15 protein-coding genes are annotated in these 17,587 nt (G+C 72.7%); 13 read left to right on the top strand and 2 right to left on the bottom strand.

What is annotated here, in order from left to right:
- Positions 1–1,023, top strand: a 1,023-nt coding sequence (locus ABEA43_RS62965; RefSeq protein WP_345578873.1) for a hypothetical protein, incomplete at its 5' end; no start/stop codon positions are given.
- Positions 1,020–1,850 (top strand): HoxN/HupN/NixA family nickel/cobalt transporter, encoded by an 831-nt coding sequence (locus ABEA43_RS62970; RefSeq protein ID WP_345578876.1) that lies wholly within the window; start codon positions 1,020–1,022, stop codon positions 1,848–1,850. The genes ABEA43_RS62965 and ABEA43_RS62970, both read left to right, overlap by 4 nt.
- A 125-nt stretch (positions 1,851–1,975) precedes the next feature.
- Here ABEA43_RS62970 and ABEA43_RS62975 read toward each other — a convergent pair whose 3' ends face one another.
- Positions 1,976–2,701 carry a hypothetical protein gene (locus ABEA43_RS62975; protein ID WP_345578879.1) on the bottom strand — a complete coding sequence of 242 codons (726 nt, stop codon included), beginning with the start codon at positions 2,699–2,701 and terminating at the stop codon, positions 1,976–1,978.
- Positions 2,702–2,868: 167 nt separating this feature from the next.
- On the opposite strand from ABEA43_RS62975, the gene ABEA43_RS62980 reads away from it, so the two are divergent.
- Genes ABEA43_RS62980 through ABEA43_RS63015 form a run of 8 tightly spaced genes read left to right on the top strand, consistent with a single transcriptional unit; the run spans position 2,869 to position 10,403 of the window.
- Complete coding sequence (locus ABEA43_RS62980) at positions 2,869–3,900, top strand: SIS domain-containing protein (RefSeq protein WP_345578881.1); 1,032 nt, start codon at positions 2,869–2,871, stop codon at positions 3,898–3,900.
- On the top strand, positions 3,900–4,757 hold the full coding sequence (locus ABEA43_RS62985; protein ID WP_345578883.1) for a PfkB family carbohydrate kinase: 858 nt from the start codon (positions 3,900–3,902) through the stop codon (positions 4,755–4,757). The genes ABEA43_RS62980 and ABEA43_RS62985 overlap by 1 nt, the downstream gene beginning before the upstream one ends.
- Positions 4,754–5,659 (top strand): transporter substrate-binding domain-containing protein, encoded by a 906-nt coding sequence (locus tag ABEA43_RS62990; protein ID WP_345578885.1) that lies wholly within the window; start codon positions 4,754–4,756, stop codon positions 5,657–5,659. Before ABEA43_RS62985 ends, ABEA43_RS62990 begins: the two co-directional genes overlap by 4 nt.
- Before the next feature lie 43 nt (positions 5,660–5,702).
- Positions 5,703–6,641: an amino acid ABC transporter permease gene (locus ABEA43_RS62995; RefSeq protein WP_345578887.1), complete on the top strand. Its 939-nt coding sequence runs from the start codon at positions 5,703–5,705 to the stop codon at positions 6,639–6,641.
- Between the two features lie 7 nt (positions 6,642–6,648).
- Positions 6,649–7,431 carry an amino acid ABC transporter ATP-binding protein gene (locus tag ABEA43_RS63000; RefSeq protein WP_345578889.1) on the top strand — a complete coding sequence of 261 codons (783 nt, stop codon included), beginning with the start codon at positions 6,649–6,651 and terminating at the stop codon, positions 7,429–7,431.
- A gap of 1 nt (position 7,432) precedes the next feature.
- Positions 7,433–8,422, top strand: a complete 990-nt coding sequence (locus ABEA43_RS63005) for an ornithine cyclodeaminase family protein (protein WP_345578892.1) — start codon at positions 7,433–7,435, stop codon at positions 8,420–8,422.
- Positions 8,423–8,455: 33 nt separating this feature from the next.
- On the top strand, positions 8,456–9,598 hold the full coding sequence (locus ABEA43_RS63010) for a LacI family DNA-binding transcriptional regulator (protein ID WP_345578895.1): 1,143 nt from the start codon (positions 8,456–8,458) through the stop codon (positions 9,596–9,598).
- Positions 9,599–9,656: 58 nt separating this feature from the next.
- Positions 9,657–10,403 (top strand): GntR family transcriptional regulator, encoded by a 747-nt coding sequence (locus ABEA43_RS63015; protein ID WP_345578898.1) that lies wholly within the window; start codon positions 9,657–9,659, stop codon positions 10,401–10,403.
- Between the two features lie 63 nt (positions 10,404–10,466).
- Here ABEA43_RS63015 and hglS read toward each other — a convergent pair whose 3' ends face one another.
- Positions 10,467–11,879, bottom strand: a complete 1,413-nt coding sequence (hglS, locus tag ABEA43_RS63020; RefSeq protein ID WP_345578901.1) for a 2-oxoadipate dioxygenase/decarboxylase — start codon at positions 11,877–11,879, stop codon at positions 10,467–10,469.
- A gap of 108 nt (positions 11,880–11,987) precedes the next feature.
- Here hglS and ABEA43_RS63025 point away from each other — a divergent pair, with 108 nt between their 5' ends.
- Genes ABEA43_RS63025 through amaB form a run of 3 tightly spaced genes read left to right on the top strand, consistent with a single transcriptional unit; the run spans position 11,988 to position 17,565 of the window.
- Positions 11,988–14,801 (top strand): FAD-binding and (Fe-S)-binding domain-containing protein, encoded by a 2,814-nt coding sequence (locus ABEA43_RS63025; RefSeq protein ID WP_345578904.1) that lies wholly within the window; start codon positions 11,988–11,990, stop codon positions 14,799–14,801.
- Positions 14,802–14,845: 44 nt separating this feature from the next.
- The gene (locus ABEA43_RS63030) at positions 14,846–16,009 is read left to right on the top strand and encodes an NAD(P)/FAD-dependent oxidoreductase (RefSeq protein WP_345578907.1); all 1,164 of its coding nucleotides are present in this window, start codon (positions 14,846–14,848) and stop codon (positions 16,007–16,009) included.
- Between the two features lie 23 nt (positions 16,010–16,032).
- Positions 16,033–17,565, top strand: coding sequence for an L-piperidine-6-carboxylate dehydrogenase (amaB, locus tag ABEA43_RS63035; protein ID WP_345579021.1), 1,533 nt, complete (start codon positions 16,033–16,035; stop codon positions 17,563–17,565).
- The last annotated feature ends 22 nt before the right edge of the window (positions 17,566–17,587 follow it).

Raw genomic sequence — 17,587 nt, forward strand, 5'->3', positions numbered from 1 at the left:
ACCCCACCCCGAACCGCCCCGGCCCCCGCCGCCACCCTGACCATCCGCGCCCGGGGTGTCGGCCGGGCTTGGGCCGGCGGCGCGCAGGCTGTGGACGTCGCCAGCCGGGCTCCGGGCGGCCCGCGCCGGGTTGTCGCGCGTGCCCTGAACGCGGCGGCGTGTGTCGTGGCCGGTTTGGTCGTCGTCGCCGGACTGGTCGCCGCCGTGCCGGTACCGGCTGCGGCGGCGGCTCATCCGTTCGGGGCACCGTCAACGGCGCGGATCGGTGCCGACGGCTCGCGGGTGAGCCTCGCCTGGCTGCCCGCCGAAGACGACTGGGTGGCGCTCGGCCGCTCGGTCGGCGCGTTCGAGGAGCCCGCCGCGGGCGCGGCGACCGCTCTGACCGGGGAGCAGAAGCTCGCCCGCTCCACAGCGGTACGCGACTACCTGCTGGCCCGCATCGGGGTGACCCAGGCGGGACGACCCTGCGCGGCGGAGCTGGCCCCGCTGGAGCAGCTGCTGGCCCAGGGCGCCAGGTTCAGCTTCGAGTGCGCGGCTCCGGTCGTCGAGGTCGACGTACGGATCGCCGCGCTGGCCGACCTGCACGAGGCGTACCGGACCGTGCTCACCGCCGACACGCCCGCGACGCCGGCCCAGGCGGTGCTCACGGCGGCGAACGGCACCCAGCGTCTTCGCTTCGACCCGTCCGCCACGGGCGGGGTGTCGCTCGCGGTGCCCGTGGCCGCGCTGCTGCTCTCCCTCGCCGCGCTCGGCACGCTCCTGCTCCGCCGCCGCCGGCACACCACGTCCCCAGCCCGCCTTCGCCAGGATGAGAACGCCTTCCGAGGTGAGGCCGCCTCCCGGGATGAGGGCGCCTCTTGGGGTGAGGATGTCCCCCTAGATGTCCCCCGAAGTGAGGACATCCCCCATGGTGGGGACGTTTCGCGCAATGGCGACGTCCTGGGAGGTGGGGACGCCTCAGCGATACGTCGGGATCGGCGGGCTGGGTCTGGTCAGCACCAGCGCACGGGCGCGGGCGGATGACCGGCACCACCGATCAGGAGAACTACCTGATCGCGCTGTTCGATGGCGCGGGCGCGTTCTGGCTGGTGCTGGCCGTTGCCCTGGGTGTGGGTGCGCTGCACGCGGTCGCTCCCGGCCACGGCAAGAGCGTGACCGCGGCGTACTTGATCGGCACGCACGGCCGCTACCGCGACGCGCTGCGCCTCGGGGTGGTCGTGGCGCTGATGCATACCGTGTCGGTGCTCGCGCTCGCACTGGCCTGGGTGGGCCTGTCCAGCGCCGCAGTCGGCACCCAGGCCGTCACCGCCTGGCTGCAGGTGGTCGCGGGCGCGGTCGTGATCGGCGTCGGCGCGCACCTGACATACCGCCATCTCCGCCACCGGAAGACCCGCCAGCACAGCCACAGCCACAGCCACGAGTCCGCAGCCGACGAGCACGGCCACGGGCACGGCCACGGGCACGGCCACGGGCACGGCCACGGGCATGGGCATGGCGGTGAGGATGGAGGGCTGGCGGATCCGTGGTCTCGGCGCGGGCTCATCGCGCTTGCGCTCTCCGGCGGCCTGGTGCCCTCGCCCTCGGCGTTCATCGTGCTGGTCAGCGGCCTGCTCACGGGCCGGGCCCTGGACGCCGTCGTGCTGGTGCTGGCGTTCGGGGTGGGGATGGCCGTCACCTTGACCGCCGTAGGGGTCGTGACCGTGCGCGGGGCCACGCTCCTGACCGGCCGGCTGCCGAGCATGCGGCTGCTGCGCGCGACGGCGGCCTGGACGCCCGCGCTGGCAGGCGTCGCCGTGGCCATCGGCGGCGGCCTCTACCTCGCCACCGCCGTCACCGCCCTGATCCCGTGACGAGGCCCGTGACCGGATCCGTACCAGGGCCGTGACCAGACCTGTGCTCGTAATGTCTCCTCAGGCGAACCCGAGCCGGAGCCTATCTCAGCCTGCACACCTGGGATGGGCAGGAGGAGGTCGGCTCAGCCCTCTCGCCCGGGACGGCGTCGGCGGGTGAGCAGCAGGGACAGCAGGAGGCCGGCGGCGAGAAGGGCGATGGCCACCACGATCCCCGTGACAGCCCACCCCGGCCCCGCGCCCAAAGGCCCGTGCTCCGCGACCGGCTTCCCCTGGGCCGGCGGCTCGGCCCGGGGGCTGCCCGGTGCGGCCGAGGTCGCCTTCGCGGGCGTGCCCAAGGCGGCGATCAGCTCGTCATCGACCGGCCCCGCCCAGCTCTCGTGGGAGGCCCTGCGCTCGTCACCCGGCCGCAGGAGCCCTTTGCCCGCTTTGACCGGTATGTTCCCCGAGCACAAGGTCGACGACATGCTGACCCCCGGCACCTTCACGTCCAGCCCCGAGGTGCCCGACGTCGCGAACACCAGGTAGCGCGTACCCGATTCGAACGTGTACCCGCACGAGGCGCCGTCGACATCGGACGCGAGCGTGAACTCGGCGGCGGGCGCGCCCTTGTAGACGTTGTCCGCACGGAAGCGGTAGACGGCCGGCGGCCGGGCCCCGAACGGGTCGCCGACGTCCTTGCGCACGTCCACGACCGTTCCGGTGAACACCGCGTCCGCATGATCGACAGCCTTCGCCGGCCTCATATCGGCGCACGAGCAGGCATGGGCCGCAGGAGCGACCCCCACGAGCATGGCGGCGGCGAGCAGGAGGACGGCCATCGGGAAGAGGGCAAGAGACCGGAGCGTCATGCCCCCATGACGTACGCGACCGGCGGACGGTTCGCCGGCGCGGCCCATGAGTTGACGCGCCTCACGAAAACGGCCTGAGGCCCCAACTGGCATCACCCCCTTGACGAGGGAGTTTCCGGAGGGGCATCATCTTCCCAATCTGAGATCGATCTCACATTGGAGTCCGAGTGAGCCAGGAACGCCAGCCCGTCCGTCCCCTGGGGCTGATTCCCGAGACCTTCCGCGCCGACCTCGACCAGGCGGTGACACCCCAGATCGAGGCCCAGGTGACCGAGTTCGTGGAGAAGGCGCTCAAGCCGACGACCCGCGCCATCTACCTGGTGGGCTGTGGCGGCTCGTTGTTCATGTTCGGCGCCATGCGCTTCCTGCTGGAACGTTCCCCCATCCCGGCCGTGGCGCTCAACGCGGACGAGTTCATGCTGCGCCGCCCGGCCGCGCTGGGGCCCGACTCGATCGTGATCGCCAGCAGCACGAATGGCGGCACCGCCGAGACGGCGCGGGCCGTGCGGTTCGCCCGCGAGGCCGGGGCGCCCGTGCTGCTCGTGACCAAGGATCCAGGGAGCGTGGTGGCCGGGGAGGCGGCCGACATCGTGCTCCACCGCAGCGTCGAGGCCAAGCAGGTGCTGCAGGGGCTCATCGCGTACGCGCTGCTCAGGGCGCAGGGCGTGGCCGACGACTACGACGAGGCGGTGGCCGCGTTCCGCGGCTGCTCGCAGGCGTTCGAGACCGCGGTGCACGAGCTGGACGACCACCTGCGCGGCATCGCCGCGGCGTGCACCGACGAGCCGTGCGTGTACGTGCTCGGCTCAGGCCCGCTGGAGGGCGCGGCCCAGACGTTCGCCGCCTGCTACCTGCAGGAGATGCAGACCAAGCACGCGGTGGCCACCGGCTCCGGCGAGTTCCTGCATGGCGCGTTCGAGGTCGTCGACGGCGACCTGCCGGTGATCGTGCTGCTCGGCGAGGACGCCACGCGTCCCATGGGGGAGCGGGCCATCCGCTTCCTCGATCGCCACAACGACAAGAACCACGTCATCGACGGCGCCACCCTCTCGCTGCCCGGCGTCCCGACCGCCCAGCGCGCCACGATCGGCTCATTCATCATGGCGAGCGCGGTGACCGCCCGGCTGGCCCAGCACTTCGAGGCGTTCTCCGGCCGCCCGCTGAGCGAGCGCCGCTACATGTGGCGAGTCGAGTACTGATGCGGCTCGCCGCCGTCGGTGACAACATCACCGACTGCTATCTCGAGGCCGGGCGCATGTACCCGGGCGGCAACTGCGTCAACGTGGCCGTCCACGCCGCCCGCGCCGGCGCCCGCGCCTCCTACGTCGGAGCCGCCGGGCGCGATGAGCGCGGAGACCAGCTCGCCGCCGCTCTGCGGGCCGAAGGGGTCGACGTCTCACGCCTGCGCCGGCTGACCGGGCCGACCGGCTACGCCACCGTCGTCAACGTCGGCGGCGAGCGCACGTTCGGCCCGTTCGACCGGGGGGTGGCCAGGTTCCGGATGAATGAGGCGGACCTGGACTTCGTCGCGGCTCACGAGCTGGCGCACTCCACCTACTCGGCGCACCTGGGGGAGCAGCTCGCGGCCATCGCCGAGCGCGTGCCCCTGTCGTTCGACTTCGACTCCCACACCGGCGACGACTATGCGGCCGAGGTGATCCCGCACGTCACCTACGCCTTCTTCTCGGCCTCGCATCTGAGCGCGGCCGAGACCGCCGACCTGCTCCGCTGGGCCTGCGACAAGGGCGCACGGGTGGCCCTGGCGACGCGGGGCGCGGCGGGCTCGTCGCTCTTCGACGGACGCGAGCTGCTCGCCCAGCCGGCGGTGGAGGTGGACGTGGTCGACACGCTGGGGGCCGGAGACACCTTCATCGCCCACGCCCTGGCGGGCCTGACCGCGGGCCTCGGCGGGCGGGAGACGCTGCGGCGCGCGTCCGCGCACGCCGCGGAGGTCTGCGCGGCCATGGGCGCCTTCGGGCACCCCATGCCCCTCACCCCGGAGCTGACCGTTCTTTCGCGCCACCTCTCCTCCGCACCAGCAAAGGAATCGACATGACCGGTATCAGGGTTGGCCGCGGCGGGGCTTTCGCCACGCTGTCGGTGTGCGCCGCGCTCGTCCTCTCGGCGTGCGGCACGGAGACACAGGACGCCGGGGGAGCCGAGAGCGCCGCGCCGAAGCCGGCGGTGGCCGCCGACCCGGCGGTGGCCAAGCTCGTCCCCCAGAGCCTCGCGAACGCCAAGGTCGCCGTCTTCGGCGACTGGGCGCCCGAGGAGTACGTCGAGAATGGCGAGATCAAGGGGTGGAGCGTCGATCTGGCGAAGGCGATGGCGGCCAAGATGGGCGTCGCCTTCACCTACACCGCGACCGGCTTCGACATGATCATCCCTGGGCTGGACAACGGCCGCTACGACCTGGCCGTGGCCTCGCTCGGTGTGACCCCCGACCGGCTGGAGAGCCTCGACTTCGTCCCCCTCCAGAAGGAGGGGACCGCCTTCGGGTGGAAGAAGGGCGCCGCCCTGAACATCCAGAAGATCGGGGACACCTGCGGCAAGTCCGTCGCCGTGCTCACCGGCGCGTGGGAGTACAAGTACCTCACCGAGAACAACGCCAAGACCTGCGGCTCGAACCCCATGAAGATCGAGCAGTTCAAGGACCAGCCCTCGGCGGAGCTGGCGGTCACCTCCGGCCGCGTCCAGCTCGTCGCCGCGGGGTCGGGCAAGCTCAAGTACAGCGCGAAGCAGAGCGGCCAGATGGACGTCTCCGACCTCCTGGTCAACGCCGTCTACAACGGCCTGGGCGTCAAGAAGGACAGCCCGCTGGGGCCGGCGCTCAAGGCGGCGCTCCAAGCGGTCATCGACGACGGCACGTACGACAAGATCCGCTCCCAGTGGGGTGTGACCAGCCAGGGCAACCTCAAGTCCGCCGTCCTCATCACCCAGGCCGACCCCGAAGGCTGAGCCCGCGCACACCCCCTGATCCACCGCAATGAAGGAGCCGACGATGACGCGGGCAGGCAGTCCGGCAGAGCAGACCACGCGAAGCGGTGCGCACCCCGGCACCTTCCGCAGCGCGGAAGGGGCGCGGAAAGTCCCGCTCCGGCATCCTTGGTGGTGGGCAGGAGGGGCCGTCCTCCTCCTGGCCATCGCGATGTTCGCGCACCTGCTGGTCACGAACGAGAACATGCGCTGGTCGGTGGTCTTCACCTATCTCTTCGACGCCGAGATCCTCCGGGGCCTGCTCACCACCCTGGAGCTGACCGTGCTCGCCATGGTGATCGGCCTGGCCGTCGGCATCGTGCTCGCGGTGATGCGGCTGTCGGCCAATCCGCTGTTCAGGTCCGTGAGCTGGTTGTGGCTGTGGTTCTTCCGCGGCGTGCCACCCCTGGTGCAGATGGTCTTCTGGTTCAACCTGGCCACGCTGATCCCCACGCTCAAGCTCGGGATCCCCTTCGGCCCCGTGCTGAAGGAGTGGGACACCAACACCGTCATCTCGTCGTTCTCGGCGGCGATCCTCGGTCTCGCCCTGACCGAGAGCGCGTACGCCGCCGAGATGATCCGCGCCGGGATCCAGGCCGTCTCCAAGGGACAGACGGAAGCCGCGCTGTCGATCGGGATGTCCCGGTACCAGGTGATGCGCCGGATCGTGCTGCCCCAGGCGCTGCGGATCGTCATCCCGCCGATCGGCAACGACCTCATCTCGATGCTGAAGTTCACCTCGCTGGTCAGCGTGCTGGCCACGCCGGACCTGCTGTACAGCGCCCAGATGATCTACTCCCGCAACTACAAGACGATCCCGCTGCTGCTCGTGGCCACCATCTGGTACCTGGTCCTGTGCACGCTGCTGACCGTGGCCCAGCAACACCTGGAACAACGGCTCACTGTGACCCGCGCCGGCGACGTCAGGCGGCTGCGGTTCCTCCCCTCTTTCGGAAAGGCGTGAGCCGGACATGGCCGCGACAAGCGCCGCAGGAGTCCCCCTCCTGCGGATCGAGAAGGTCAACAAGGCCTTCGGTGCCAACCACGTGCTGCGCGACGTGTCCCTCGACGTGCATCCCGGCCAGGTGCAGTGCATCATCGGGCCGTCCGGCTCCGGCAAGAGCACCCTGCTGCGCTGCGTCAACCTGCTGGAGGTCCCCGACAGCGGACACGTCTACCTCGACGGCGAGCCGATGGGCCACCGCTGGAAGGGCGACAGCCTGTACGAGATGACCTCCGCCCAGCTCGCGGCACAGCGCCGCCAGATGGGCATGGTCTTCCAAGGCTTCCACCTCTTCCCCCACCGGCGCGTCATCGAGAACGTCACCGAGGGTCCCATCGTGGTCAACGGCCTGGACCGCGGCACCGCCCGCGAGCAGGCCATGGAGCTGCTGTCCAAGGTGGGCCTGGCCGAGAAGGCCGAGGCGTTCCCGGAGTCGCTCTCCGGCGGCCAGCAGCAGCGCGTCGCCATCGCCCGCTCGCTCGCCATGCGGCCCAAGCTCATGCTCTTCGACGAGCCGACCTCCGCGCTGGACCCCGAGCTGGTCGGGGACGTCCTGGACGTCATGCGGGACTTGGCGGAGGAGGGCATGACCATGGTCGTGGTCACCCACGAGATGGGCTTCGCCCGCGACGTCGCCGACCACGTCGTCTTCATGGACGGCGGCTGCCTGGTGGAGGCCGGCACGCCGGAGCGGATCTTCGGCGCGCCCGAGCACGAACGCACCCGCTCCTTCCTGGCCAGGGTGCTCTGACATGGGAGACGCAGACGTGCTCGTGCTGTCGGACGCGCACATCCGGGCCGTGCTCAGCGCCGCCGACGTGGTGGACTCCCAGGAGCACGCCTTCCTCCTGGCCACCGCGGACGGCCTGGTGCGCTCGGCCCACACGCACTACGACACCTTCGCGCCGGACGCCATCGCGTTCGTGCACAGCGCCGTCGCGGACGGCGAGACCGGCGTCGTCTTCAAGTCGGGCACCCAGCATCCCCGCAACGGCGCGCGGGGCCTGCCGGCCGTGCACGCGACGGTCACCGTGCACGACCCGGACTCCGGCCGCACCACCGCCGTGCTGAACGGTACGACGATCACCACGCTGCGCACCGCGGGCGGTCTGGCCGCCGCGGCGCGCGCCCTGTCTCCCGCCCGGCCGCACACCGTCGGCGTGCTGGGCGCGGGGGCGCAGGCCACCGAGTTCGTGTGCCTGCTCAGCGACGTGATGCCGGTCGAGCGATTCCTCATGTGGAGCCCGGGGCTCCAGGCGCGCGGGCGGGAACGGCTCGACGAGCGCCTGGCGGGCCTGCCGGTCGAGATCGCCGCGTCGCCGCGTGACCTGTGCGAACGCAGCCGCACCATCGCCACCTGCACGCTCAGCCGGGTGCCGGTCGTCGAAGGAGCCTGGCTGGGCGGCGGCACCACCGTGTTGACCATGGGATCCTATGCTCCGGACCGGCGCGAGCTCGATCTCGGCTGCACGCGGCGGGCCGCCCTGGTCGTCGCCGACCTGCCCGGGCAGGCGCTGCGCTCGAACGGCCCGGTGCTGGAGGCGGTCGAGGCGGAGGTGATCGATGCGGACGCGGTGCTGCCGATCTCCCGCGTGCTGCGCGGCGAGCACCCCGGACGCGCCGCGGAGCAGGACATCGTGGTGTTCCACAGCAACGGCCTCGGCATCCAGGACGCCGTGCTGGCCTGGCGCGCCTGCACCCGCGCCCGCGCGAGCGGGACCGGCGTGCTCGTCGCCCTATAGTGCACCAACCACCCTCCGGAGAAGGATCTGATCGTGCCCACTGAACCTGGACGGCGAGAGCCCGCCAAGCGGTCGCGGCCCAACGTCAAGGACGTGGCGGCCCGCGCGGGCGTCTCCAGGGCCACCGCCGCACGCGCCCTCGGCGGCTACGGCTACTCCAGCCAGGAGGTCATGGAACGGGTGACCGAGGCGGCCAGGGAGCTCGGGTACGAGCCGAACCGGGTGGCCCGCACGATGCGCAGCGGCAAGTCCGACATCATCGGCTTCGTCTGCGCGGACATCTCCGACGCCTTCTTCTCCAGCGCCATGCGCGGCATCTGCGACGTGGCGCTCGACGAAGGCTCGAAGGTCATCGTCATGAACACCGACGACCAGCTCAGCCAGGAGCAGGACGCGGCAAGGGTGCTGCTGTCGCACGAGGTCGACGGCCTCATCATCACGCCGGTCTCGGTACGCGAGCACGCCCACATCGACGCCGTCACCGGAGCCGGCGTCCCGGTCGTCTCGCTCGACCGGCAGCTCAGCGACGCCGGGATCGACAGCGTCGTCGCCGACAACGAGGCCGGCACCGCCAACGCCATCCACCACCTCATCGGCAGGGGGCACCACCGGATCGCCTATCTGGGGTCCGTGCAACCGGAGGAGCCGCCCGCGCTGCGCATCGGCAAAAGCCGGGCGAGCGTCGCGGGGCCCTCCCGGCCCTCACTGGACCGGGTACGCGGATACCTGCGGGCGCTGTCCGCGGCGGGGCTGCCGGTCGAGCGTGAGCTCATCGCCCTCGTCCCGCACGACGAGCCGGGACGCCGTACGGACGCCGTGGCGGCGATGCTCGCCCTCGGTGATCCGCCGAGCGCGCTGTTCACGGCCGACAGCTACATGACGAAGAGCGCGTTCACGCTGCTCTCCGAGCGAGGGATCGCGATCCCGGGTGAGATGTCGCTGCTGGGGTTCGACGATCTGGAGTGGACCACTCTGGTACGGCCCCGGATCTCGGTCGTCGTGCAGTCGGCGTACGACATGGGGCGAGCGGCCGCCGCCCAGCTCTTCGCCAAGATCGCAGCCCCGGAGAGCGGGGCGGGAAGCGCCTCCGTACGCGGCCAGCGCACGGTGATCCCGACGCGCTTCCTCGAACGGGAGAGCGTGGGGCTGGTGGCCGAGCCGGTGCGCGGCAGGTGATCGCCGCTGTGATCGCTGCTGTGATCGCTGTAGGGACCCCTGCCGGTACCATGCCACCATGCCACCGACCCGGGAGTCCGCCGAGCTGAAGCTCCAGCCGTTGCCGCACGCGGGGCGGTCGCTGGCCGAGCAGGTGATCTCCGAGGTGCGCAGGGCGGTGCACACGGGCGCCATGCTCCCGGGCCGCCTCTACTCGGTCTATCAGGTGGCCGAGCAGCTCAACGTGTCCAGGAGCCCGGTGCGCGAGGCGCTGCTGCGGCTCGCGGACGCGGGGCTGGTGCAGGTCGAGCGCAACCGGGGGTTCCGCGTCGTGCTGCCCCACCCGAGGGAGATCGTGGAGATCTTCGGGGTGCGGCTGGCCCTGGAGCTCCCCGCCGTCCGGCGGGTCGCCGCGCGCGGCCAGGCGGAGCTGGCCGGCTCGCTGCGCGCGACCATGGACGAGATGGCGGCCGCGGTGGGTGCGGGCGACGAGGAGCTGTTCTTCCATCTCGACCAGACGCTGCACGACCACATCCTGGTCGCGGCGGGCAACAGCAGGGCCCGCGCGATCGTCGGCGGCCTGCGTGACACCATGCGCATCCTGGGCTCCTCGACCGACGACCGGTCCCGCACGCTGCGGCAGGTGCACGAGGAGCACGAGCCGATCGTGGCGGCCGTCGTGGCGGCCGACGCCGGGGCCGCCGTGCGGGCGATGCGGGCCCATCTGACCAGCACCGGCCTCATCCTGGCCCGGCAGGCGGCCAGGGCCCAGGGCGAGCCGGTCGAGGTGGACGCCCTGTGGGCGTCGATCGTCGACGAGCCCTGACCAGGAACGCCGGGCCCAGCCGGGCATAGGCCGGCCGGCTGGGAACGGGCGGGCACGCCGGGATCAGGCGGGGAGGGTGATCTCCGTGGTGAGGCCCAGCTCGTCGCGAACCCGCGTGAGCGACCGGTCGCGGATCGCCGCATACAGCTCGTACGGGTCATGCAGCGGCCGCCCGAGCACGCCGGCCAGCGCCTCGGCGCCGAACTCCACACCGGCCCTGGTCGCGTCCTTGGACCCGTCGGAGGTCAGGTTCGACTGGAAGATCCCGGCGGCCGACCGGGGCAGGAAGTCCTCGTACACGATGGGGCGCGCGGTGATCCAGCCCTGCGCCAGCAGGGCCGCCAGCCCGGCCGGCGGGGTGGGGCCCGGGCGCGCGCCGGTGGCGTGGAAGGTGAAGTAGGCCAGGCCGGCGGCGGCCAGCTCGGACTCGGTGCGCGGCACGCGGGCCTCCCACAGCTTCGCCGCGACGGCGTTGCGCTCCGCCGCGGTCACCCGCTCCCCGTTCAGCCCGCCACCCAGTTCGGTGGCCAGAGCGTCGGCGAGCTCGTCGTAGAGCGCCCGGCCCGCGGGCGTCACCGCGATCCCCCGCGCCTCCACCTCCCCGAAGCGCACCCGCAGGTCGTCGCGGACCACGCGGCCGTCGTCCTCCCTGAACAGCCGCGGCTCGGCCAGCGCGCGGAAGGACGTCTGGCGCAGCAGGAGGTCCGGGCCGCTCCAGCGGGGCGGCCCCTGGATCGCGTCGATCATGGTGATGCCGCGCTCGCTCATCCGCGCGTAGAGGGCGTCGATGTCGAGCACGCGCGGCGTCAGGTGGTTGACGTGCGTGCTCGGCACCCCGCCGATGTCGGCGGCGACCGCGGAGACGTGTTCGAGCTCGGCGTACCAGCTCCGCGAGACAGGCTCCGCGGACAGCTCGAACGCCCTCGTGGCCAGCGTGAGGAACTCCTCGGCCGCGGGCTCGTCCAGCCCGCCGCCGGCCTCGGCACGGTCGGCCAGCTCCAGCAGCCGCGGCGGGAACAGCCGGCGCGCCCCCAGGAACGCGCCGAGCCTGCGCTCCAGGTCCGCGCTGAAGAAGCGCCGGTCGCCCGTCACCAGCATCGAGGTGAACACGCGGAACGGGTTGGCGGCCAGCTCGGCCTCGTCGATCGGGCGGAAGGCCGTCGAGACCACGGGCACCGAGCTGCTGGCCGCCTCGCGCAGGTCGTAGAAGCCGACGGGACGCATGCCCATCGCGCCGAAGATCCGGGCGACCTGCGCCATCTCGGCCGGGGTGCCCACGCGGATGGCGCCGTGCCGCTCGGCCGTGACCCGCTCGATGGAGCCCAGCCGCTCGGCGTCGGCGCCCGTTCGCTCCAGCACCTCGCGGTTCACGTCGTGCGCGACGTCGACCAGCGTGTTGTACGCCGGGACCTCGGTGCCGTACATCGCGGACAGCCGCCGCGCGAAAGCCGCCCGGAGTGCGGTGGAGCCGACCATCTCCCGTTCCTTTCCTTCGCCGGAATCTGGGTAGCATGTTACATGCGAGGCCAGTGGCGCCGGAGAGGCCCTTGAGTGCGCACGGATCTAGCATGTAACATGCTACTTATGGACCGGGCAGCCGCACTCGCGACCGACCTGCGCCGGCGCGGGGTCACCGACCTGCTGACCGACCGCACCTCCCGGTCGGCCCACTCCTCCGACGCCTCCCTCTACCGGGTGCCGCCGCTGCTGGTCGCCCGGCCCCGCTCGGCCGAGGACGTGGCCACGGTGATCGAGCTCTGCGCCCGCCACGAGGTGCCGTTGACGCCACGCGGCGGCGGCACCTCGGTGGCGGGCAACGCGGTGGGCCCCGGCCTCGTCCTGGACTTCAGCCGCCATCTGGACCGCGTGCTGAGCGTCGATCCCGGTACGCGGACCGCCGTGGTGCAGCCGGGCGTCATCCAGGCCGATCTGCAGCGGGCGGCGGCCCCGTACGGGCTGAGGTTCGGGCCCGACCCGTCCACCCACACGCGCTGCACCATCGGCGGGATGATCGGGAACAACGCGTGCGGGTCCAGGACCCTCGGCTACGGCCGTACCAGCGACAACATCGCCGGGCTCAAGGCCGTCGCCGGCACCGGCGCCGCGCTGGACCTGCCGCCGGGCGGGACCGGCCGGGACACCGCCGAGCTGGCCGCGCTGCACGACCTCACCGCCGGCAGCCTGGCGCTGATCAGGACCGAGTTCGGCCGCTTCGGGCGGCAGGTGTCCGGCTACGCGATGGAGCACCTGCTGCCGGAGCGGCGGTTCGACGTGGCCCGGTTCCTGGCCGGGAGCGAGGGCACCCTCGCGGTGGTGACCGAGGCGACGCTGAGCCTGGTGACCGATCCCGCGCACCGCGTGCTGGTGGTGCTCGGCTATCCCGACATCGCCGCGGCGGGCGACGCCGCGCCGGGCCTGCTGGAGCACCGGCCCACCGCGTGCGAAGGCATCGACGCGCGCATCGTCGACGTGGTCCGGCGCAGGCGGGGCGAGCAGGCGGTGCCGCCGCTGCCGGCCGGGGCGGCCTGGCTGTTCGTCGAGGTCGCGGGCGACGACGAGGCCGAGGTGCGCGAGCGGGCCCGGCGCGTGGCCGGGGGAGGGGGCGACGCCCTCGTCGTCACCGACCAGGCGCGGGCGGCGGCGCTGTGGCGCATCCGGGAGGACGGGGCGGGGCTGTCCGGACGGAGCCCCGCCGGGCTGCCCGCGTACGCGGGCTGGGAGGACACCGCGGTGCCGCCCGCGATGCTGGGCCGCTACCTGCGCGACTTCGAGGCCCTGATGAAGGACTTCGGGCTGACCGGCCTGCCGTACGGGCACTTCGGGGACGGCTGCCTGCACATCCGGCTCGACGTGCCGCTCGACCGCCCGGACGGACCCGCCTCGTTCCGCGCGTTCCTGACCGCCGCCGCCGGGCTGGTCGCCGGCTACGGCGGGTCGCTGTCCGGCGAGCACGGCGACGGCCGGGCCAGGAGCGAGCTGCTCCCGCTGATGTACTCCGCCCCCGCGATCGACCTGTTCGCCCGCGTCAAGGCCGTCTTCGACCCCGGCGACGTGCTCAACCCCGGCGTGCTCGTCCGCCCGCGCCCCCTGGACGCAGACCTGCGCGTCCCGGCGGCCGGGCCGGTACGCGAGGGCCTCGCCCTGGCCTACCGCCACGACGGCGGCGACTTCGGCCAGGCCGTGCACCGCTGCACCGGCGTGGGCAAGTGCCGCGCCGACAACACCGCGACCGGCGGCGTCATGTGCCCCTCCTACCTGGCCACGCGGGAGGAGAAGGACTCCACCCGCGGGCGCGCCCGGGTGCTGCAGGAGATGGTGAACGGCTCCGCCGTCGCCGGAGGGTGGCGCTCGCCCGAGGTCCACGAGGCTCTCGACCTGTGCCTGTCGTGCAAGGGCTGCGCGTCGGACTGCCCGACGGGGATCGACATGGCCGCGTACAAGTCGGAAATGCTGTACCAGAGCTATCGCGGACGGCTCCGCCCGGCCGCGCACTACTCGCTGGGACGGCTGCCGTTCTGGGCGCGGCTGGCCGCCAGGATGCCGCGAGCCGTCAACGCCGTCCTGCGCGTCCCCGCGCTGCGGCGGCCGGCGCTGGCCCTGGCCGGGGTGGACCGGCGGCGCACGCTGCCCGCGTTCGCGCCCCGGACGTTCCGGTCCTGGTTCGAACGGGAGCACCGGCCCGTCGAAGGCAGGCCGGTCATGCTGTTCGTCGACACCTTCACCGACCACTTCGCGCCGGAGGTCGGCCGGGCCACCGTGGCCGTGCTGGAGGCCGCGGGCTACGCGCCCCGGATCACCGCGTCCGGCCGGTGCTGCGCGCTCACCTACATCTCCACCGGCCAGCTCGACAAGGCGAAGACCATCCTGGGCCGCACGGTCGCGGACCTGGCCGGCGCGGACATGCCGATCGTGGGCATGGAGCCCTCCTGCACCGCCGTCCTGCGATCGGACGCGCTGGAGCTGCTGGACGAGGCCGTCGCCGCGCCGGTCGCGCGAGCCACCCGCACGCTGGCCGAGCTGCTGTCCGAGACACCCGGCTGGCGGCCGCCCCGGCTCGACGGGAGGTCCGTGGTGGCCCAGCCGCACTGCCACCACCATGCCGTCATGGGCTGGGAGCAGGACGCCCGGCTGCTGCGCGAGGCGGGGGCCGAGGTCCGTCGGCTCGGCGGCTGCTGCGGGCTGGCCGGCAACTTCGGCATGGAGGAGGGCCACTACGAGGTGTCCGCGGCGGTCGCCGGGCACCAGTTGCTGCCCGCGCTCCGCGACGCCGGCCCGGAGGCCGCCGTCCTGGCCGACGGATTCTCCTGCCGCACGCAGATCGCCGACCTGTCCGCGCGGCGGGGCACGCACCTGGCCGAGCTTCTGGCCGGGCTTTTGGCGGGGCGGCTGCCTGGGTAATGACGCCCGGGCGCCCCGTGGATGACTTCGAAAGGAACGGGTGAATGAACGAAACCGCACGCCGGCTGCCCGCGAGCGCGTCGGTGGTCATCATCGGGGGCGGCGCCATGGGCGTCAGCTCGGCGTACGCGCTGGCCGCGGCCGGGGTGCGCGACGTGGTATTGATCGACAAGGGGCCGCTGGGCTCCGGCTCGACGTCGAAGGCCGCAGGGGGAGTGCGCGCCCAGTTCTCCGACCGGGTGAACATCGAGCTCGCCGTACGCAGCCTGGAGACCTTCGAGACCTTCACCGAGCGCTTCGGGCAGGAGATCGACCTGCACAAGGTGGGCTACCTGTTCCTGCTCGACTCGCCCGAGTCCGTGGCCGAGTTCGAGAAGAACGTGGCGATCCAGAACGACCTCGGCGTGCCGAGCCGGATGATCTCGACGGCGGAGGCCAGGGAGCTGTCGCCGCTGATCGACACCGACGGGCTGCTGGCCGCCGCCTACTCGCCCTCCGACGGCCACTGCACCCCGGAGTCGGTGGTGCTCGGGTACGCCGGCGCGGCCCGGCGGCTCGGCGCCCGGTTACTGCCGAACTGCGCGGCGACCGGCATCGAGACGCGGGACGGGCGCATCACCGCCGTGCTGACCGAGGGCGGCAGGATCGAGACCGGCACCGTCATCTGCGCGGCGGGCGCCTGGTCGAAGGCGGTCGGCGCGTGGGCAGGCGTGGACCTGCCGGTCGAGCCGCTGCGCCGGCAGATCCTGCTCACCGAGCCGATGCCGGACCTGCCGCCGACGACGTTCACCATCGACTTCGGCAGCACGTTCTACTTCCACCGGGAAGGGCCGGGGCTGCTGCTGGGCATGTCCGATCCGGAGGAGACCCCCGGGTTCAAGCTCGACCGGTCGGACGCCTGGCTGCCGCGGCTCGGCGACGTCATGGCCCGCCGCGCCCCGGCCCTGATGGAGACCGGCATCGCCACCGGCTGGGCCGGCCTGTACGAGGTGACGCCCGACCACAACGCGCTCATCGGCACCGCGCGGGGCATCGACCGGTTCATCTACGCGACCGGCTTCTCCGGCCACGGGTTCCTGATGAGCCCGGCCGTCGGGGAGGTGGTCCGGGACCTCTATCTGGAACGGCCGCCGTTCGTGGACGTCACCGGCTTCGACACGGGCCGCTTCGCCCTGAGCGGGGCGCGGCCCGAGATCAACATCGTCTGATCACTATCGTGGAGGAAAGCCTGATGGAGACCACGCTGCCCAGCGCCGACGAGCTGGCCGGGAAGGCGCGGGAGACCGCGAAGCGCTGCGGCGTGAACGTGGACGCGCTCGGCGACGGCAGGACGACCACCTCGCCGATCAACGGCGGGCGCCTGGCCGCCGTGGACTGGGTGGACGCGGGCGCCGTGGACGACGCCGTGACCCGGGCCAGGCAGGCCTTCCTGGCCTGGCGGACCGTGCCCGCGCCGGTCCGGGGCGCGCTCGTGAAGCGGCTCGGCGAGCTGCTCACCGAGCACAAGCGGGAGCTGGCCACCCTGATCAGCCTGGAGGTCGGAAAGATCACCTCCGAGGCGCTCGGCGAGGTCCAGGAGATGATCGACGTCTGCGACTTCGCGGTGGGCCTGTCCCGTCAGCTCTACGGGCGCACGATCAGCTCCGAACGGCCCGGCCACCGCCTCATGGAGACCTGGCACCCGCTGGGCGTCGTCGGCGTGATCAGCGCGTTCAACTTCCCCGCCGCCGTGTGGTCCTGGAACACCGCCATCGCCCTGGTCTGCGGCGACCCCGTCGTGTGGAAGCCGTCCGAGCTGGCCCCGCTGACGGCGCTGGCCTGCGCGGCCCTGCTGGACCGGGCCGCCGCCGAGCAGGACGCGCCCGCGTACCTGAGCCAGGTCCTCATCGGCGGCCCCGAGGTCGGCGAGGCGCTCGTGGACCATCCGGGCGTCGCGCTGGTGAGCGCGACCGGCTCCACCCGCATGGGCCGCGCGGTCGGGCCGCGGGTCGCGGCCAGGTTCGGGCGCTCGCTGCTGGAGCTCGGCGGGAACAACGCGGCCGTGGTGTGCCCGTCCGCCGACCTGGACCTGGCCACCCGCGGCATCGTGTTCTCCGCGGCGGGGACGGCGGGGCAGCGCTGCACCACGATGCGTCGCGTCATCGCCCACGTGGACGTCGTGGACGCGCTGGTCGAACGCCTGGCCGGCGCCTACTCCCGGCTGCCCGTCGGCGACCCCACGGCAGCCGGCACCCTGGTCGGGCCGCTGATCAACGGCCGCGCCCACGCCGCCATGCGCGACGCGCTCGACGCGGCCGTCCGGCAGGGCGGCTCGCTGGTGGCCGGCGGCGGGCGCCGCTTCGAGGACCAGGCGCCGGACGCCTTCTACACCGAGCCGGCGCTGCTGCGCATGCGGGAGCAGAGCGAGGTCGTGCGCGAGGAGACGTTCGCCCCGATCCTGTACGTGCTGCCGTACCAGAGCCTGACGGAGGCCATCGCGCTCAACAACGCGGTGCCCCAGGGCCTGTCGTCCAGCATCTTCACCCGCGACCAGGCCGAGGCCGAGGTGTTCGTCTCGGCGGAGGGCTCGGACTGCGGGATCGTCAACGTCAACATCGGCACCTCGGGCGCCGAGATCGGCGGCGCCTTCGGCGGCGAGAAGGAGACCGGCGGGGGCCGCGAGTCCGGGTCGGACGCCTGGCGCGGCTACATGCGCCGGGCGACCAACACGATCAACTACTCGGGACGGCTCCCGCTGGCCCAGGGCGTCGAGTTCGACGTCTGACGGCGACGCGGGGTGACGGCGG

Origin of the sequence: Nonomuraea rosea (genome assembly GCF_039539705.1) — a bacterium.
Taxonomy (GTDB): domain Bacteria; phylum Actinomycetota; class Actinomycetes; order Streptosporangiales; family Streptosporangiaceae; genus Nonomuraea; species Nonomuraea rosea.

What these genes read in the sequence shown, in the direction of transcription:
- ABEA43_RS62970 (WP_345578876.1), top strand. Translation starts at nt 1,020, where the DNA reads ATGACCGGCACCACCGATCAGGAGAACTACCTGATCGCGCTGTTCGAT.
- ABEA43_RS62975 (WP_345578879.1), bottom strand. Translation starts at nt 2,701, where the DNA reads ATGACGCTCCGGTCTCTTGCCCTCTTCCCGATGGCCGTCCTCCTGCTC.
- ABEA43_RS62985 (WP_345578883.1), top strand. Translation starts at nt 3,900, where the DNA reads ATGCGGCTCGCCGCCGTCGGTGACAACATCACCGACTGCTATCTCGAG.
- ABEA43_RS62990 (WP_345578885.1), top strand. Translation starts at nt 4,754, where the DNA reads ATGACCGGTATCAGGGTTGGCCGCGGCGGGGCTTTCGCCACGCTGTCG.
- ABEA43_RS62995 (WP_345578887.1), top strand. Translation starts at nt 5,703, where the DNA reads ATGACGCGGGCAGGCAGTCCGGCAGAGCAGACCACGCGAAGCGGTGCG.
- ABEA43_RS63000 (WP_345578889.1), top strand. Translation starts at nt 6,649, where the DNA reads ATGGCCGCGACAAGCGCCGCAGGAGTCCCCCTCCTGCGGATCGAGAAG.
- ABEA43_RS63005 (WP_345578892.1), top strand. Translation starts at nt 7,433, where the DNA reads ATGGGAGACGCAGACGTGCTCGTGCTGTCGGACGCGCACATCCGGGCC.
- ABEA43_RS63015 (WP_345578898.1), top strand. Translation starts at nt 9,657, where the DNA reads ATGCCACCGACCCGGGAGTCCGCCGAGCTGAAGCTCCAGCCGTTGCCG.
- hglS (WP_345578901.1), bottom strand. Translation starts at nt 11,879, where the DNA reads ATGGTCGGCTCCACCGCACTCCGGGCGGCTTTCGCGCGGCGGCTGTCC.
- ABEA43_RS63025 (WP_345578904.1), top strand. Translation starts at nt 11,988, where the DNA reads ATGGACCGGGCAGCCGCACTCGCGACCGACCTGCGCCGGCGCGGGGTC.
- ABEA43_RS63030 (WP_345578907.1), top strand. Translation starts at nt 14,846, where the DNA reads ATGAACGAAACCGCACGCCGGCTGCCCGCGAGCGCGTCGGTGGTCATC.
- amaB (WP_345579021.1), top strand. Translation starts at nt 16,033, where the DNA reads ATGGAGACCACGCTGCCCAGCGCCGACGAGCTGGCCGGGAAGGCGCGG.